Origin of the sequence: Streptomyces sp. SBT349, assembly GCF_001083795.1 — a bacterium.
Taxonomy (GTDB): domain Bacteria; phylum Actinomycetota; class Actinomycetes; order Streptomycetales; family Streptomycetaceae; genus Streptomyces.
In genome coordinates, this window is record NZ_LAVK01000161.1 from 1 (window position 1) to 16,445 (window position 16,445).

The 16,445-nt window shown below is 71.3% G+C and carries 14 protein-coding genes, 1 tRNA gene and 2 pseudogenes; 8 read left to right on the forward strand and 9 right to left on the reverse strand.

The genetic code is table 11. The features are described 5' to 3' along the window. Nucleotides 1-125 precede the first annotated feature (125 nt). The 3 genes from ADY01_RS19975 (at nt 126) to ADY01_RS19985 (ending at nt 2,801) form a co-directional block, all read left to right on the forward strand. Complete coding sequence (locus ADY01_RS19975) at nt 126-857, forward strand: hypothetical protein (protein WP_049575292.1); 732 nt, start codon at nt 126-128, stop codon at nt 855-857. A gap of 64 nt (nt 858-921) precedes the next feature. Next, nucleotides 922-1,881: an alpha/beta fold hydrolase gene (locus ADY01_RS19980; protein ID WP_049575293.1), complete on the forward strand. Its 960-nt coding sequence runs from the start codon at nt 922-924 to the stop codon at nt 1,879-1,881. A 104-nt stretch (nt 1,882-1,985) separates the two neighbouring features. Further along, a complete protein-coding gene (locus ADY01_RS19985) occupies nt 1,986-2,801 on the forward strand; it encodes an SAM-dependent methyltransferase (protein ID WP_049575296.1) in 816 nt (271 codons plus the stop codon). Nucleotides 2,802-2,888: 87 nt separating this feature from the next. Here the strand turns inward: ADY01_RS19985 and ADY01_RS19990 are convergent, their stop codons facing one another. After that, complete coding sequence (locus tag ADY01_RS19990) at nt 2,889-3,812, reverse strand: helix-turn-helix domain-containing protein (protein ID WP_049575299.1); 924 nt, start codon at nt 3,810-3,812, stop codon at nt 2,889-2,891. Nucleotides 3,813-3,905: 93 nt separating this feature from the next. Then, entirely contained in the window at nt 3,906-4,148 is a 243-nt protein-coding gene (locus ADY01_RS19995; protein ID WP_049575303.1) for a DUF397 domain-containing protein, read from the reverse strand. Nucleotides 4,149-4,364: 216 nt separating this feature from the next. Here ADY01_RS19995 and ADY01_RS20000 point away from each other — a divergent pair, with 216 nt between their 5' ends. Together ADY01_RS20000 and ADY01_RS20005 are read left to right on the forward strand one after the other, a co-directional pair. Further along, nucleotides 4,365-5,000 carry an ATP-binding protein gene (locus ADY01_RS20000; protein WP_234320321.1) on the forward strand — a complete coding sequence of 212 codons (636 nt, stop codon included), beginning with the start codon at nt 4,365-4,367 and terminating at the stop codon, nt 4,998-5,000. Nucleotides 5,001-5,135: 135 nt separating this feature from the next. Then, a tRNA-Leu gene (locus tag ADY01_RS20005) sits at nt 5,136-5,220 on the forward strand. Nucleotides 5,221-5,791: 571 nt separating this feature from the next. Here the strand turns inward: ADY01_RS20005 and ADY01_RS41850 are convergent. From ADY01_RS41850 to ADY01_RS39205, 7 genes and pseudogenes are all read right to left on the reverse strand, one after another. Further along, nucleotides 5,792-6,859: pseudogene (locus tag ADY01_RS41850) on the reverse strand (recombinase family protein); the annotation flags it as partial. 593 nt (nt 6,860-7,452) lie between these two features. After that, complete coding sequence (locus ADY01_RS41590) at nt 7,453-8,100, reverse strand: XF1762 family protein (protein ID WP_324613129.1); 648 nt, start codon at nt 8,098-8,100, stop codon at nt 7,453-7,455. Beyond that, complete coding sequence (locus tag ADY01_RS20015) at nt 8,097-9,197, reverse strand: DNA-methyltransferase (RefSeq protein ID WP_159001306.1); 1,101 nt, start codon at nt 9,195-9,197, stop codon at nt 8,097-8,099. The genes ADY01_RS41590 and ADY01_RS20015 overlap by 4 nt, the downstream gene beginning before the upstream one ends. Then, the gene (locus ADY01_RS20020; RefSeq protein WP_049575312.1) at nt 9,194-10,108 is read right to left on the reverse strand and encodes a DNA adenine methylase; all 915 of its coding nucleotides are present in this window, start codon (nt 10,106-10,108) and stop codon (nt 9,194-9,196) included. Before ADY01_RS20020 ends, ADY01_RS20015 begins: the two co-directional genes overlap by 4 nt. Then, nucleotides 10,105-11,361, reverse strand: a complete 1,257-nt coding sequence (locus ADY01_RS20025) for a DNA-methyltransferase (protein WP_049575314.1) — start codon at nt 11,359-11,361, stop codon at nt 10,105-10,107. The genes ADY01_RS20020 and ADY01_RS20025 overlap by 4 nt, the downstream gene beginning before the upstream one ends. After that, entirely contained in the window at nt 11,358-12,290 is a 933-nt protein-coding gene (locus ADY01_RS39200) for a hypothetical protein (RefSeq protein WP_049575317.1), read from the reverse strand. Before ADY01_RS39200 ends, ADY01_RS20025 begins: the two co-directional genes overlap by 4 nt. Then, complete coding sequence (locus ADY01_RS39205; protein WP_159001308.1) at nt 12,287-13,147, reverse strand: hypothetical protein; 861 nt, start codon at nt 13,145-13,147, stop codon at nt 12,287-12,289. Before ADY01_RS39205 ends, ADY01_RS39200 begins: the two co-directional genes overlap by 4 nt. Before the next feature lie 558 nt (nt 13,148-13,705). On the opposite strand from ADY01_RS39205, the gene ADY01_RS20040 reads away from it, so the two are divergent. The 3 genes and pseudogenes from ADY01_RS20040 to ADY01_RS20050 form a co-directional block, all read left to right on the forward strand. Continuing rightward, nucleotides 13,706-14,692 (forward strand): hypothetical protein, encoded by a 987-nt coding sequence (locus ADY01_RS20040; RefSeq protein ID WP_049575321.1) that lies wholly within the window; start codon nt 13,706-13,708, stop codon nt 14,690-14,692. A 71-nt stretch (nt 14,693-14,763) separates the two neighbouring features. Next, nucleotides 14,764-15,102 (forward strand): pilin, encoded by a 339-nt coding sequence (locus ADY01_RS20045; RefSeq protein ID WP_049575324.1) that lies wholly within the window; start codon nt 14,764-14,766, stop codon nt 15,100-15,102. A gap of 2 nt (nt 15,103-15,104) precedes the next feature. Beyond that, nucleotides 15,105-16,445, forward strand: a pseudogene (locus ADY01_RS20050) (hypothetical protein); the annotation flags it as partial.

Sequence of the window (16,445 nt, forward strand, 5' to 3'; positions counted from 1 at the left end):
GCCCCCGGAGCCCCCGGAGCCCCCGGAGCCCCTGGCACAATCGCGGGGACGCGGGGCGGCCCCGCCTCGGGCCGGACTCCGGCCGTGGCAGGGCCTCGCCCGGCGCGGCCGGGAAGGGAGGGGACGTGGCGGCGGGCTTCACCGTGGACCTCGCGAACACGGCGGGCATGCGCGGCGGCCGGTGGGCACCGGGCCAGGAGTTCCTGATCAGGGAGCGGCGCGGAGAGGAGCGCACCGTGGCCCGGGTGGTGCTGCGGCCCCAGCCGGGACACGAGAGCGATGGACCCGCCTCCCGCCCGGTCACGGTGGCCGAGGTCGAGGAACGGGCCAGGTCGGGGGGCATCCGCGAGCCGCACCCCGTCCTCGAACTGTCGGACCGGGACGGCGCCCCGCTGGCGACGGTCCGCCCCGAGGAGGCGGTGCCGTGGCCGCGCCGGTTCGAGGTCACGGACGGGCGGCATCGGCCGCTGGGCCGGATCACCCGGCGCCGGCCGGGGTTCGGCCACCGCGGCTCCTGGGTGATCGACGCCCCCGGACGCGAGCCCGTCACCGGCCGGGAGGGAACGGCCGCGGGCTGGGCGGTGTTCGTGCTGGTGCTGCCGCTGTGGACGGCGCTGTTCGCCCTCTCGCTGCTGGTGGCGCTCGCGACGCTGGGGACCGTCACCCAGCTGCTCACCTGGGGACCGCCGAGGAGCGTCGTGTGGCGACGGCGCCGGGCCGCGCCGTTCGCCGGGCGGGCACTGACGTTCGGCCATGTGCGCACCGCCTACCGCAGGGCGGGCGACGAGGCGCTCGATCCCCGGCTGGCCCACGCCCAGGCCGCGCTGCACTACCTCACGCGGATGTACGAGGACTGACCGTCCGGGCCCGGGGCGTTCCATACTGGGCCCACCCTTCCCCCGACGAGGCGAGGAGTGAGCAGTGGCCACCCAGCGGACAGCACCGGCCCGCGCCGATGTCACGACGGCACCCGACGGCGTGTCGATCGCCACCTACACCTGGCTACCGGAGGGCGGACCCCCGCGCGGCTGGGTCCAGTTGGTGCACGGCGCCGCCGAACACGCCCTGCGCTACGACGGGTTCGCGCTTCACCTGACCGCGCGGGGATACGCGGTCATCGCCTCCGACAACCGCGGCCACGGAGCCACGGCCGAACACACCGGCGGCCTCGGCGTGGTGGGCGCGTCCGGCTGGCGGGCGGTGATCGAGGACCTGCACGCCGTGGGCGACCGGGCGCGCGCCGAGCTGCCGGGCCTGCCGCACGTGCTGTTCGGGCACAGCATGGGCTCCCAACTGGCCCGGGACTACGCGCAGGAGCACGGAGCGGTGCTCAGCGGGCTGATCCTGTGCGGGACGTTCCGCACGCTGCCCGGCTGCGAGCCGGAGGCGGCGATCGCCCGGCTGTCGGACGAGATCGAACGGGGCGGGCGCGCGGCCCCCTCCACCTTCGTGCCCGACCTCTTCTCCTCGTTCAACGACCCGTACCCGCACCGCACCGGCTTCGAGTGGCTGTCCAGGGACACCGACGAGGTGGACGCCTATGTCGGTGACGAGCGCTGCGGATTCCCGTTCAGCGCGGGCCTGTCGCTGGACTGGGTGCTCGGCCTGCGGAAGAGCAACGACCCGGCCGAGCAGGCCCGGGTGCCGCGCGACCTGCCGGTGCACCTCGTGGTCGGCGACCAGGACCCGTGCCACGCGGGGATGACCCTGGTCTACCAACTCCTGGAGGACTACCGCTATCTGGGCATCCGCGACCTCACCTGGCGCGCCTACCCGGGGGCACGGCACGAGATCCTCAACGAGACCATCCGCGAGGCGGTGCGCGCGGACCTGACCACCTGGATGGACGAGCGGGTGGGCGCGGACACGCGGCTTCCATGACCGCGGCGACGGCCTGACGGCCGCGTATCCGAGGGGTGGCGGTGCGTCAACTTCCCAGTGCATGACACTATTTGAGCCCGCACGGACAGGGAGACGAGGGCAGCATGACGGATGGCGATGGGGGAAGGCACCCCGACATCGATGTCAACACGCCGAGTGTGGCGCGAATGTACGACTACGCGCTGGGAGGGAAGGACAACTACGCCTCGGACCGGGCGGCCTACGAGGAGCTGGAGAAGGCGGCGCCCAGCACCAGGCCGCTCGCCATCAACAACCGCCGCTTCCTCCAGCGCGTGGTCCGCATCCTCGCGGAGGACTACGGCGTCCGTCAGTTCCTCGACCACGGGTCAGGTCTGCCCACCCAGGACAACGTCCACCAGATCACGCAGCGGATCGACCCCTCCTGCCGCGTCGTCTACATCGACAACGACCCGATCGTGCTGGCCCACGGCCGGGCGCTGCTCCAAGAGAACGAGAACACCGCCGTCCTCCAGGCCGACTTCCGCGACACCGACGCGATCTTCGATCACCCGGACGTCCAGCGGCTGATCGACCTCGACGAGCCCGTCGGCGCGCTCTTCGTCTCCGTCCTGCACTGCATCCCGGACGACTCCGACCCCTGGGGCCTGGTCCGGCGGGTGACCGACCGGCTGCCCTCGGGGAGCTTCCTGGTCATCAACCAGCTGGTCAGCGAGGACGCGGAGGTCCGCAGGCGGATCACCGACTTCCTGGTGGAGGGCACCGGCGGACGGTGGGGCAGGCTGCGGCAACGGCACGAGGTCGAGCGGTACTTCGAGGGTCTGGAGATCCTGGAGCCCGGCCTCATCGAGATCAGCGACTGGCGCCCCGACAGCGATCTGGGCCCCAAGCAGAAGACGGACGAGTGGATCGAGTTCGGCGGGGTGGCGCGCAAGCGGTAGGCGGGCGCGGGCCGTCACCGCCGGGGCCCGTTCGGATGTGGCCGGATCCGGCCGCCTCCGAGCGGGCCTCGACCGTTGCGATGACCGTCAGGAGCTGCGCTTGAGCTCGCCCAGGAGCCTTACGTGGTCGAGCAGTTCGGCGGTCCTGCCGTGCGGCTCGGCCGTCGCGCACAGGCTGTCCATGACCGCCAGATAGTCCTCGACGTCATCCCGTTTGTCCAGGTAGAGCGCGCTGTTGAGCTGCTCCAGGTAGACGATGTCGGGCAGGTCGGGCTCCAGGAAGCGCAGGATGGTGATGGGACCTCCCGCGGCGGCCAGCCCACCGACGCGGAACGGCGCTATCTGCACGGTGATGTTGGGCCGCTCGGACAGCTCCCGCAGATGCCTGATCTGCTCGCGCATCGCGGCGTCGCCACCCAGCGGGCGGCGCAGCGCCGCCTCGTCCACCACGGCCCAGAGCTTGGGCGCGTGCGGGCTCATCAGGAACCGCTGGCGCTCCATCCGCAGCGCGACCCTGCGGTTGACCTCGCGCTCCGTGGCCCGCGGGTTCCCCAGGCGGATGCAGGCACGGGCGTAGTCGGCGGTCTGGAGGAGGCCGGGAATGAACTGCACCTCGTAGGTGCGGATGACGGAGGCCGCCTCCTCCAGGCCGATGAGCGTCTCGAACCAGCTGGGCAGCACATCGCTGTACCGCTGCCACCAGCCCGGCAGGCTCGCCTGCCGGGCGAGCGCGAGGAACTGCTCCCGCTGGGACTCGTCGGCCACGCCGTACAACGTCAGCAGGTCGGCGATGTCCCGTTCCTTGGCGCCCACCCGGCCCAGTTCGAGGCGGCTGATCTTGGCGTGCGAGCCGCGGATCGCGTCCCCGGCCGCCTCGCGGGTGATGCCGCACGCCTCGCGCAGCCGCCGCAAGTGCGTTCCGAGCACGATCCGCAGAACGGTCGGCCCACCGCGTGGGTGCGCGAGGATGTCCCGGACCGACGAGGCGTTACCTGCCCGAGCTGACGCCATGAGTGTGTCCCCTGAGTGTTGAATTAGCGCCTAAGTGTTGCACTGTTCGGGCGAGGCGTACAGTCGCCCTCGCGGCACTCAGGGTGAGCCCGGTCAGCCCGCGGTGACGAGATCGTCGAAGTCGCCGTCCTTCGCGCCCTGGATGAAGGCCGTCATCTCCGCGTGGGTGTAGATGAGCGCGGGGCCCTCCGGGTCGCGGGAGTTGCGCACGGCCACCTCGCCGCCCGGCAGCCCGGCCATCTCGACACAGTTTCCGTTGGGGTTGCTTCGCGCGCTCTTCCGCCAGGTCGCTCCCTGGATCAGGCCGGCGGGGACACCGTTGGTGAACTTCGGCATGTCCACTCCTCTTTGTGTCGCGCCGTCCGGGGTGGGGTGGGCATGGACGGCTACTGACCAAATCCTGCCCACATGACGAGCGTTCTTGCACCTGTTCTTGCATCTGTTCTTACATTAGTTCTTTCAGGTGTACTTGCAGCGATACGCTGAGTCCACAAGGATGGACCCAACGGATCCGTCGCCCACCGTCACCCCCACCACGTCGCGGAGGTCTTGATGCCAGCTCTCCCGTTCGCCCTCTTGGCGCCCGTCCAGGCCAGGAAGCCGACGAGCGAGGCTGTGGACGCGGCGGGGTTCGCGACCTTCCCTCTGGCGGCGGCGCCGGAGACCCCGGGCAGAGCACGGAGCGTGACCCGTTCGACGTTGCGCGGCTGGGGACTCGACGCGCTCGTCGACGACACGGCGGTCGTCGTCTCGGAGTTAGTGACCAACGCGCTCCGCTACGGCCTGCCCGCGAAGGCGCGCGACCTGCCCCCACCGCTGCCGCCGGCCACCACCCAACAGCCGTTCCTGCTCAGCTTCGTCCACTGCGGCGGCTCGGTGCTGTGCGCCGTCTTCGACCCCGGCCAGGAGGTGCCGCGGGTGCGGGAGCCCGACTTCTTCGAGGAGTCGGGGCGCGGCCTGCACGTGCTGGACTCGCTCGCGGAGCGCTGGGGCTGGACCACCCCCGACCGTCATGGCAAGGCGGTCTGGGCCCTGTTGGCGCCCCAGGAGGCATGTCCCGAGTGGGAGCCGCTGACCAAGCTCCTGCTGCTGCTCGAACTGCTCAGCGGCCCGTCCTGGCTCAAGTCGCTCGGGGCGTCCGCCGCGGAGACCTCGGCCGCCCACCAGGGCGACCGCCGCCACGCCTGAGGCCGCCGCCGGCCACCGGCGACATGACCTCGGACCGCCGGCCGCGGCTCCCGCATACGCGGATGAGACCACCCCCCGGCACTTGATAGGGTGAACGAGTCACCGCAGCGGTTCCCGACCCTGCGCACACACCCCGTCCGGGTGGCGGAATGGCAGACGCGCTAGCTTGAGGTGCTAGTGCCCATATTTGGGCGTGGGGGTTCAAGTCCCCCCTCGGACACCGACCGTATCCCCAACTCGTGCGGGTCGAGGCTGGCCTCGACCCGCACGAGTGCTCTGTGGGGCTCGTAGGTCAGCTTGAGGCCGAGGTTGCGGTAGACCTCGGCCTTCGCTTCCGGTTCCGCAGCGGCGAGGACCTTGCTGATGGAGCCGAGCGGCTTGATCATGGCGTGGATCTCTTTCTTGGTCATCCGTCGCTGGCCGGTGACCTGGCGGCTTTCGGCGAGGGCTTCGGCGCGGCGGGCTTGGACTTCGGCGGTCCAGGTGGCGACGAGTGTGGGGTCGGTACCGGCTTCGAGGGCTTCGCGGTAACGGGCGAGCTTGGCGTCGCATTCGGCGATCACCCGGGCAGCGGCCTCGGCGCCCGGGGCGGTGGTGATGTCGGGCTGGGCGGCCTGCATGCGTTCGATGGTGTCTGCCAGGCGCTGGGGGGCGAAGGCCCCAGCGAGCCAGTCGTCGAGCGGGGGCAGAAGGTCCGCCTCGTTGAGGTAGACGTTGCGGGGGTGGTCGATGGTGTTGGCCAGGGCGTATTCGCTGGGGAAGCGGCAGCGGTAGTACAGGCGCTGCTTGCTCTGCTGGCCTTGCATGCGCCGGTTGCAGATGCCGCAGTGGAGCAGTCCACGGAACACATAGGGGTGGCGGGTGGCCTGGCGTTCGCGGTGCTTTCGGCCGGTTCCCTTGCCGGCGAGCATCTGCTGGACGCCTCGGAAGGCTTCCATGTCGATCAGCGGCTCGTGGACGATATTGGTGGACCACACCCATATCTCGTGGTCGTTCCAGCGCAGTTTCGTCTCGTGGCCCAGGGCGACGTTGTTGACGTCGATGAGGACTTCGTCCTTGCGCTGCTTGTTCCAGACCTGGTGGCCGGTGTAGCGGGGGTTGGTCAGGATGGCGCGGACCGCTCCCTTGGACCAGGCGATGCCGCTGCGGTGGCGGTTGCGCGCCCGGTCATGGGCCGAGGGGCAGGGGATACCGGCGCGGGTGAGCGCTTCGGCGATGGCGTACAGGCCGCGGCCTGTGCTGTAGTAGAGGAAGATCCGCTGCACGACCCAGGCGGTGTCCGGGTCGGGCTCCAGGCGGTGCAGGCGGCGTCCGTCGGCCGCTTTGGTGGGGGTGGGGTGCGGGCCTGCGTCCGCGAGCCGGTAGCCGTAGGGCGGGCGACCGCCCAGGAAGCGGCCTTCGAGTCTCGTCTGGGCGGACATCGCGGTGCGCACCCGGATCTTGATGCGGGTGCGTTCGCCCTTGCTCATCCCGCCGAAGACGGACATCACCATGTCGTGGGCTTCGGATTCGGGGTCGACGGGACCGCCGACCTCCGGCACCCACAGGGGCACGCCGTAGTGGGCGAAGACGGGGAAGGTCAGGCCGAACTGGTTCCCGTAGAAGGCACGTTGCGGCTCGCCGATCACCACGGCGTCGAAGCCCCGGTCGGGGTCTTTGAGCGCGTCCAGCAGCGCGGCGGCGCGCGGCCTGCGTGCCCAGGGGATCGACCGGGACTGCCCGGAGTCGAAGAACTCCGCCACGATCTGGCCCTCCGGTTCGATCAGGGCCTCGGCTCGGGTGATCTGCCAGGCGCGGGAGGATTCAGGATCCTGGAGATCCTCGGTGGAGCACCGCCCGGCGAAGGCGAACGTGGTCATCACGCCGTCCCGCTCCTTCCGGACTCATGCGGCCCGGCCTCGTGGTCGCCACCGAAACTGTGCCCATCGGGTATGCCGGTGCGCTGCTGGTGGGCGGTCTGCAGCAGCCGCAGCAGGGCGCGGGCCGCCGCCGGGGTGAGCACCGGGGGCTGATCGGGCACCAGCACCGTCACCTCCTCAGCGGACCGGTCGATGTCCGGCTGTAGCCGTTCTGTGTGATCACCCATGGGAACCGTCCAGGGGTGCAACGCCCTGCCTGCCCTGGACGCCCGGGGTTTGCGGTGCCCGGCAGCGCATATCTTCTGCAGGGCACATGGGGGACGACGGCTTGGGCGGTGGGGAGATCGTTCTCGTGCGGCGCGGGAGCGTGCCGGCTCCGGGTGGGACGGAGTGCACGCGCGGGAGGTGATCGATGGATGCGGCATCGTGGCTCTCTTCTTCGTCCTGCGCTGGTCCGGCTGTGGCGCGCGGCACGAACCAGCTGGTCGGATCCCTGTTGCGGGCCTGGGATCCTACAGCTGGCCGGGCGAAAAAGGAGGCCCCGGCCCGATATGCAATGCATAGGTGGTGAGAGCTATGGAATGTGTGCTTGATCATGTGTGCGCCCCTGGCCGTCGTGTCGGGAGCGTGGTGCCCGGTCGGGGCACTGGCCGTGTGGGTCGGGTTCGTTTGGGTTGTTGTGGCGGGTGCGGGACAGTTCCCAGCGGGTTCGACCGACGGCTTCCCGCCGGGGCTGCCGGCGGCGGCCGGGGCGGTCCCATCCCTGATGGGGTGCCCGGTGCCCGGTGCCCGGTGCGGCGGAAGCCGGCCGCGCGAAGGCTGGTTCCGCTCTCGCTGTCTTCGGTGTAGGTGATCAGCCGCCGGTAGCCCAGTGCGCGGGCTGCGCGCCAGGTTGCTCCGTAGAGGGCGGAGTTGGCGTTCGGGGTGCCGTCGGTGCAGGTGCGGGTGACTTCCGCGGTGCGGCCGTCATCCTGGTGGCGGGCCACGGGCCGGCCGACGACCGCGACACCGGCGAGCGTTCCGTCGGCCGTCACCCCGACGGCGAACTTCATGCCCTGCGGGGGTCGGTGGTGGCGGTGGTGGCGGGTGATGAACGCGCATGCCTGCCGGAAGGTGATCGGGACGATCTCCAGCCCTACTCCCCGGCTCGGACGATCCGCGACCGCTGGGGCGTGAGAGCGGGAGGCGGCGCACAGCCGCCCGCAGCGGACAGCGCGTGCGGAATCACGAGGGACTGTCATCTCGCCTCCTGCCGGGCAGGGTCTCCCGCCGACGGTCGCGGCCTGCTCTCGGCTGTGAGGCGGTCGGCGGCGATCTGGGTGAAGGCCGGGTTGAGGTCGATTCCCAGGTAGACGCGGCCCAGTTGACGTGCGGCGAGCCCGGTCGTTCCAGTTCCGCTGAACGGGTCGCACACCAGGCCGCTTGGCGGGCTGCCGAACCGGATGCAGCGCAGCGGGATGTCGAGGGGGAAGGTCGCCGGGTGCTGCTGGTCTCGGCGCGGGGTCACGGGTATGGACCACACGTCCCCCGTATCCGCTATGTCTCGCCGGCTGGGGAGGTCCCGGCGTCGCGGCGGCCGAGCGGGGTCGGTACTGCTAGGCGTGGTAGCGCCGCGGTTGCACGGGTGAGTTGTATAGCGGTGGACGCTGTGGTGCTGCTTCACCAGCAGGAACACGGTCTCGTACTGGTTCGACAGGCGGTCGCGGACGGGGAAGGGAGCTGCGTTGGTCTTGTGCCATACCACCGCGTTCTTCACCGTCCAGCCGTCGGTCTGGAGGGCAAGAGCTGTTCGCCAGGGCATGCCGATGAGGTTCTTGTGCGGCAGACCCGTGCGGGGCCGGTAGCGGGGCTGGCGGTACTGGCCGGGCCTCGTGTTGTGGTAGCCGTCGCTGTTGGCCGAGTAGCTGTCACCGAGGTTGAGCCAGACCGTCCCAGTGGGCGCCAGGACGCGGTGCAGTTCGGCGAAAACCTGTCGCAGGTGGTCAACGTAGTCACCGGGGGTGGTTTCCAGACCGTACTGGTTGTCGAGCCAGAGGGCTCCGCACCGATGGCAGCGACGCTGCTCGTCCTGGCTGCCGTCGGCCGGGGCCTGATGAGTGCAGGCGGGGTTGCCGCCGGTCCAGGTGCCGGTGGCGTAGTCACGCAGCCGCCAGTAGGGCGGCGAGGTGACCACGCAGTCCACTTCGGCCGCGGGGAGCGTGCGCAGTATGTCGGCCGCGTCGCCGCTCAGCAGCGTGACCGACCGCTGGGGACAGTGTCCCCGTGGCGGGCGAGGGAGGGGTGTCTGACTGTCCGGGTTGGGCATCCCGGTGCGCGGAGGTACGGGGTTGGCTGTCACTCCGCGTTCCGCCCTTCCGCGCGTTGAGCCAGGCCCCCGGGCCTGTTCGGGGTGCGAGGTGCCCTGGACGGCAGGGTCGTCGCGGCAAATGGCACGTTGCTCCAGAGCACTTCGGTTCGTGCGTGTTCTCCGCCGTGGTGGCGGTGGGTGGAGTGGGCCATGGTGGTGCGGTGCCAGCCGGCGTAGAGCTCGGTGTACAGCGTCGAGTCGTATCCGGAGATCACGACGCGTGCCGCGCAGTCGTGCACGGTGGCGGCCAGCGCACGGTGTTCTTCGTCGCTCGGCATGTCGCAGCCGTAGGCAGTGGCCCCTCTGCTGGCTGCCGGGTAGGGCGGGTCGATGTACAGCAGCGCGTCGGGGGATTGCCCGTAGTCGCGCACGACCTGAAGGGCGGGCCGGCATTCGAGGCTGACGCGGGCGAGGCGTTCGGCGCAGGTGGGCATGCGGCTGAGGTAGCCGGCGAGATAGCCGGGCATCGACGCGGTGGGGCCGCGGGAGGTGGTGAACCGTTTCCACCCGGTGGGGTTCAGTCCGCCCGAGCGGCCCTGGGTCAGCGCCACCCACACCCGCCGTGCCTCTTCGATGTCGTTGTCGGCTGCTTGGCGGGCGTCGTGCTGTTCGACGCGCGCGTGCGGGGTGAGCGCACACCGGCGCATCAGTTCATCGGGATGGTCGCGCAGCACGCGCCAGAAGGTGACCAGGCGCCGGTCGAGGTCGTTGACCGTTTCGGCTCGGGCGGGGTGTTTGGCCAGGAGCACGGCCAGGGACCCGGCGAAGGGCTCGATGTAGTACTCGTGGTCGGGCAGCAGTGCGGCGATGGTGCCTGCGAGACGGGTCTTCCCGCCGAAGTAGGCGAACGGCGGCCGGACCGTCCCGGGGGGCGGCTGGTGCGGGAGGGGCTGGCGGTTCACGCGGCGCTCTCCTCCCGCTCGCTCCCGGCCCGGGGGCGCGGCAGGCCGAGGCGGTCCAGTCCGATGTCGTGGAAGTCGGCGCGTAGGTCGATCCCCGTGTAGGAGCGGCCCAGTTGCCGTGCGGCGAGTCCGGTGGTGGCCGCGCCGCTGAACGGGTCCAGGACGACGCCGTCCGGCGGGCAGCCGGCCGCGATGCAGCGCAGGGGAATGCCAACGGGGAAGGCGGCGTAGTGCGCCGCACGCAACGGGCGGGTCGTCATCTGCCACACGTCCCCCGGGTTCTTTCCCCGCGGGTGGGCGGCGGTGTGCTTGCGTCCGGTGGGACGCAACGCTGCCCCGGGCGGGCGTTCGGCGAAGGCTGCGGGATCGCTGTACTTGGCGGTGCCGTAGACGCTCGCGCCGCGGCGGCGGGCGGTGGCTTCCACCCCGGCGTGGTGGCCCTTGTTCGCGCCCCGAACCAGGATGCCTTCATCCAGGGCTTCGGGACGGGCGAGGGGTTCGCGGATGGCGTCGAGGTCGAAGTAGTAGTACCGCTGCTTGACCAGCAGGAAGATCAGCTCGTACCGGCAGGACAGACGGTCTTGCACCGACTCCGGCATCGCGTTGGGTTTGTGCCACACCACCGCGTTCCGCAGGATCCAGCCGTCCGCCTGGAGCGCGAAGGCCACCTGCCACGGCACGCCGATCAGGTTCTTGGACGGCAGCTGCCCGGTGCGGTCCACGCCAGCGCGCCGCACACTCTCCCGCAGCCGCCCGGCCGCGGCCCGGCCGGACAGGGTGCTGGCCCGTGTCGGATCGGCGGTGCGGCCCGGGGGTGTGGCGGCGTAGGAATCGCCGAGGTTGAGCCAGACCGTGCCGGTGTCCGCCAGGACGCGGTGAAGCCGGCCGAAGACGCGGCGCAGCGTGTCGATGTACTCCTCCAGCGTGGCTTCCAGCCCGTACTGCCGGTCCTCGCGCACAGCCCCGCACCGCCGGCAGACGGCGGGCTTCGCGCCGCGCTTCGCCGACGGCACCGGGGACAGGGACGGCGTCTCGGGCCGGGCGCGTTGAAGGGGGTTGGTTCCGCGGCTCACGGAGTGTTTGCAGGCCGGGTCGCCGTCCGACCAGGTGCCGGTGCCGTAGTCGCGCAGGCCCCAGTAGGGGGGTGAGGTGACCACGCAGTCCGCGCTGGCATCAGGCAGATGGTCCAGCACCTCGATGGCGTCGCCGGTGTAGAGGGTGACCGCCTGGGAGGAGAAGTACGGGCTGATCACGCCGCCTCCTCCGATCGGCTCACAGCCCCAACCCCGGCCGCGGCCAGCAGCCGCCGCGGCGACGTGGGGGCGGCTGGTGCGGACACAGCAGCGGCCTGGGCAGCCGCGTGCGGGGCGCGGAAAACCAGCACGTCGTGGTGGGCCGTGGCAGCGACAGGGTGACCGGTGGCCCGCTCATGCCGGGCCAGAGCACGCCGCTGCGCCAGGGAGATCTCCACCCGCGCCCTGCCGTCGGCGAGTCCGGCGACCATCGCCACACAACGGGCATGCGGCACCAGCCGCGCTGCACGGGCGGCTGCCGTTATCTGGCCCGGCCCGTCCAGCATGTAGCCGTCCCGCCGCCGAGGACGGGCGACGACGACCACGTACCCGTCCGGGGCCAGCAGCGGCCGGCACAGGTTCAGCAAGGCCGCCAGCCGGTCACCGCCCGTCGCCTCCCCGCCCGGGAGCGGGCTTGCGGCCGGACGGCCCGGCGCTGGCTTGGAGTGGCGCCAGGAGGTCAGCAGAAGATCAACGGTGCCGAGTTGGCCGGGCAGGGTGCCCTGATCCAGGATCGTGCCGTCGCCCGGAACCCCGCGGTCGGTGAGCTCACGCCGGGCCGCGGTGAGGTTGGCACGGGCGATGGTCCACCAGCCTCGCCCAGAGGTGAGTCCGACGGCGTGCCGCCCCGCGCGCACGGCTTCGACCACGACGGTACCGGCCCCGCAGTCAGGATCCAGGACCGTGCTGCCCGGCCGGGTGTAGGCGGCGATGACAAAGGCAGCGACCGCGGGGCGGATCCGCCCGTGATCCCGGCCGGTGGCCGGGACATAGCCGTGCTCGTCCACGTGCCGGGGCCGGGCGGTGGGCCACACCAGCGGCACGCCCTCGGGGGCCGGTCGAGCGGCTTCGTCGAGGACGGGCGGACGGGGCAGGAACCAGGTGGTCACCGCTGCACCTCCCGGGGATGGGTGAACAGCAAGACCCCCACGTGAGCCTCCCGCACCCCAGGCCGTCGCCCGGCGGCACCAGCCCGGTCGTGTGCAGCTGAGGAGACGACGGCGAGCCGGTCGAGGAGGGCCAGCCCCATGCCGGTTGCCGTGTGCACAAGAAAACTCTCTGGGTCGATCAGTCGCCCCTTCTCGCAGTCGCTGTGCGTGATGAAGGCGAGGACTCCGGTCGGGGTCAGCAGCCGACGCCAGGGCACGGTGCCGACCCAGTCGGCCGCACGCGGGCCAGCGATCGTCACGACCAGGCGGCTGCGGTCCAGCCCGCCGGGAGCCGGGTACCGGCCGACCGGTCCGGTCCGCAGTCCGGTCGGCCCGGTCGGCCCGGTGGAGGGGATCGGTGTGCGGACAGGACCGGGCTCGAACGCCGACTCCGAGACGGGAAGAGCCGGTCCGGGGTCCGGGTGGGTCAGGGAGGCGGGTGTGCGGACGTCGGTGGGGCGGGCCAGTCGGGATACCGACTCCGCGGCATCCAGCAGCGGGGCGAGCAGCCACTCCGCGGCACGGCTCGGGTGGCCGGGCTCGCGCTCTACGGGCGCCGGGGGCGGGACAACGAGCAGCACGCGCTCGTGCGGACGGCTGTGACAGGCCACGACGCGGCGGACGGTCTCCCGCAGCCATGCCGGTGCCTGCTGCCCGCCGCTCCCCATACCGCCTGCCGGAACGGTCAGGACGGATACGGGACGGCAGCGGGAGCGCCGCCTGGCGGTGGGGCGCGGCGGGGCTATGGGATCGCCCTGGGCGGGCGAGAGCCGGTGAGGCGGGCGGCCATCGGCGGGCCGTTGGGGGTGTGAGGTCATGGGCGCGCTCTCCGCTCGGACGGGTGAGGTGCGTTCACATCAAAAGACCGAATCGAGGGGCCGTTTTGGACAACGCCCTTGGAAGTTCTTGTGGGCCGCCTTCACCTCCGCGTCACGCTCTCCCACGCCCGCCCGTCACGATGCCTCCAACATCCACGGCAGCCGGGGTGAACAATCGCCTCGCACCGACCGTCCCACCGGCCGTCGTGGACACCACGTACGCCTCGACTGACGGATTCTCCGCCCAGCGACAGCAGCACGGGATAACCGTGCCGCGATGCCGCCCGCAGCGGTACCACTCTCCTAAGAAACACTTACCAATCTCTTAAAAGAGCAGGTCAGATGCCACTAAGGCATCATACATACCCTCGCTCTCGGCCTCGCCGAATCGCCCTGCAACAGGGCGATGGGAAGGGCAATTTTAAGAGGCTGCAAGTAGCGGGCAGTCCGCGACAAGGTGATCTCCTTTTCACTTGCTGTCGTTTTCTTGGCGGTTTCTTGTCGCCGGGATGCATTCCTTGAGGGCGTTGATTCTTCCGCCTGTCAAGGAGGGACCTGATGACGAGAGCTGCCACGGTGCAGCGGCCGTTGCCGCTTCAGACCGCCCGGGACTGCTTCACCTGGCTGGTGACAGGACCCAAGCCGTTGTCACTGGACGGCCGTCCGATCGAGGGCCTGCCCAACCGGGACGTCCCGCTGGATGAGTTGCGCGACCGGATACTGCGGCGCCGCTGCCCGCACGCCGCTCGGGACGCGGTGTGGGCGCAGTTGGTGTCGCGCTCGCGCCGCGCAGGGGCCACCTGGACGCTGGCCTGCGCAGGGATGGCGCTGCCGGCGCTGGCGTCGGTGTCCGGATGGCTTGCTGCCCGCTACCCCGACGAAGACCCCTTCGATGTCCACGCCGAAGTTCTCACGGGCTTCTTGAACGGCCTGCCCACAGTCGATCTTCAGCGCCCGCAGATCCTCATGCGGCTGAAGTGGGCGGCGTTCCGGGCCGGCTTGACCGCGCTGTCCGACGCGCTGGCCGCTCCCACGCCGATGCCGCCGGGATTCGAATCCGCGGCGCCACGTCCGCCCTGGGGACACCCCGACCTCGTGCTGGCCCGCGCGGTCCGCGATCAGGTCGTGACCCGGACCGAGGCGGACCTGATCGGCGCCACCCGGCTGGAAGACGAGTCGGTCGCGAGGTGGGCGGCCGACCACCACACCACCGCCCCCACCGCCTACAAGGTCCGCCGCCGCGCCGAGCACCGCCTGGCCGACTACCTGCTCCAGCGGACCCCCCGCACGGACGCGCAGGACCCGGTCGCCGAGGAGGTCACCAGCCGACTGTCGCCCCCGTTGAGCGGTCGCTCACGCCCCGGTGGACTCTCACGTTCCGTCGCCCGCGCCCGCGACGGCTCCGAGGAGACCTGTGCGAACGAGAACGGCGAAAACCGAGATCCGTTGTCCAAAACACGGCCCTATTCCGGTCTTTTGGGATGCGGGAGGAAAACGCCCGCACCACCGGAAGCCCCGACCTCGGAGGTGCCCCGATGCACCTGATACCCCGACACCGCCCCCGCCGCCGGACCCGAGCCATCACGCCGCCTGCCAACGCCCGACCGGACCGCGTCATGCGGCGTGCGGGCTGCCCGCTGGCCGTCGCCACGGCGGTCGCCGTCTGCGTCCTGATCGCCTCCCCCGCTCACGCCCAGGCGCCGGTCGAGGTGCTGGCGGCAGAGGAATCCCTGGACGCCGTGCTCAACAACATCCGCAACTGGATCATGGGGATCGCCGCCCTGCTGGCCACCGTGATGCTCTCGGTCGGCGGTGTGATCCGCATGATGGCCGGCGGCGACCCGGGCGAGATCGAACGCTCCAACCGCGCCTTCAAGTCAGCCGGCTGGGGCTACGGGATCGCCGCGCTCGCCCCGCTCGTGGTGGAGATCCTCCAGGGGATCGTGGGCGAGTAGCGATGCCCGCCACGCCGCCGCCCCACGCCCGGCGCCGCCCGCCACGCGCTCTCCCCAAGGAGGGCGGTGCCGGGCGGCGACGGCGCCGTTTCCGGCTGCCGCGGATGCTGGCGGCGCTGGCTGTGGCACTCCTGGCCACGGCCGGCGCCGCGCACGCCGAGCCGGACACACCCGCCCCGGCGCCGGCCGCCGGTGTGGTGGCCGCGCCCGCCGATCCGGCCCCGCCGCCCTGTGACCCGGTCCAGGACTGGACCTGCATCCCCCAGCCGCTCCCCAACCCGCCCGCACCCGACGCGGGTGAGGGCGAGGACGACCAAGACGAGGAGTTGGAGGACCTCGATGACGGCGGGCCCGGCGGGATGGCCGGCTGGGTCTTCGACGGCATCACCTCCGCGATCAACAGCTTCTTCACCCAGCTGGCCACGGCCACGCTCAACCCGCTGCTGGAGCTGCTCGGGGAGTCGCTGCTGACCACGCCGACTCCTGACGAACTCCCGCACGTGGACGCGTTGTGGTCGCGGTCCTGGCAGATCGTGCTGGCCGGCTACAGCGTGCTGGTGATGGCCGCCGGGATCGTCGTGATGGGCTACCAGACCGTCCAGACCCAGTATTCCGCGCGGGAGATCGCCCCTCGGCTGGTGCTGGGCTTCCTGGCCTCTGCGCTGTCCCTGTTCTTCGCGACCCGGATGATCAATGTCGCCAACGCGCTGACCGGGGCGTTTATGGATCCCGGGATCGACCCGGACGCCCCGAGCGTCGCGCTGAGCGACCTCGTCCTGAGCGCTCTGACCAATTCCAGCGGCATGTTCGTGGTCTTCCTCGGCCTGGCGATCGCCGGGTTCCTGGTCGCGGTGCTGGTCACCTACGTGGTGCGGGTCGCGCTGATCACCATCCTGCTGGCCGCCGCGCCGCTGGCGCTGATGTGCCACGCCCTGCCCCAGACCGACCCGATCGCCCGCTGGTGGTGGAAGGCGTTCGCCGGACTGCTGGCCATCCAGGTCGCCCAGTCGCTGACGCTGGTCGTGGCGCTGAACGTCTTCCTGTCCAGCGACGGCTTCACCTTCCTGGGCTCCAACCCCACCGGAACGCTCAACATGATCGTGGCCCTGGGCCTGTTCTGGATCCTGTTCAAGATCCCCTTCTGGCTCATGTCGGCCGCCCGGATCGGCAACGGCCGGGCCTCCATGGCCGGGCGCGTGGCCCGCGCATACCTCACCTACAAGACGTTCGGCGTGCTGCGCGGTGGGGCCGCCGCCACCGGCGCCGCCCGTGGCCGCGCCCCCTCCCGCTCCCCCGGCGCCATGCCGCCTGGCCGCCGGGGGAGCGGGAGGGGGCGCGGCCAC

Bases quoted from the DNA above. Each gene is read 5' to 3' on its own strand.
- ADY01_RS19985 (WP_049575296.1), top strand. From the start codon at position 1,986: ATGACGGATGGCGATGGGGGAAGGCACCCCGACATCGATGTCAACACG.
- ADY01_RS19990 (WP_049575299.1), bottom strand. From the start codon at position 3,812: ATGGCGTCAGCTCGGGCAGGTAACGCCTCGTCGGTCCGGGACATCCTC.
- ADY01_RS19995 (WP_049575303.1), bottom strand. From the start codon at position 4,148: ATGCCGAAGTTCACCAACGGTGTCCCCGCCGGCCTGATCCAGGGAGCG.
- ADY01_RS20000 (WP_234320321.1), top strand. From the start codon at position 4,365: ATGCCAGCTCTCCCGTTCGCCCTCTTGGCGCCCGTCCAGGCCAGGAAG.
- ADY01_RS41590 (WP_324613129.1), bottom strand. From the start codon at position 8,100: ATGACAGTCCCTCGTGATTCCGCACGCGCTGTCCGCTGCGGGCGGCTG.
- ADY01_RS39205 (WP_159001308.1), bottom strand. From the start codon at position 13,147: ATGACCTCACACCCCCAACGGCCCGCCGATGGCCGCCCGCCTCACCGG.
- ADY01_RS20040 (WP_049575321.1), top strand. From the start codon at position 13,706: ATGACGAGAGCTGCCACGGTGCAGCGGCCGTTGCCGCTTCAGACCGCC.
- ADY01_RS20045 (WP_049575324.1), top strand. From the start codon at position 14,764: ATGCGGCGTGCGGGCTGCCCGCTGGCCGTCGCCACGGCGGTCGCCGTC.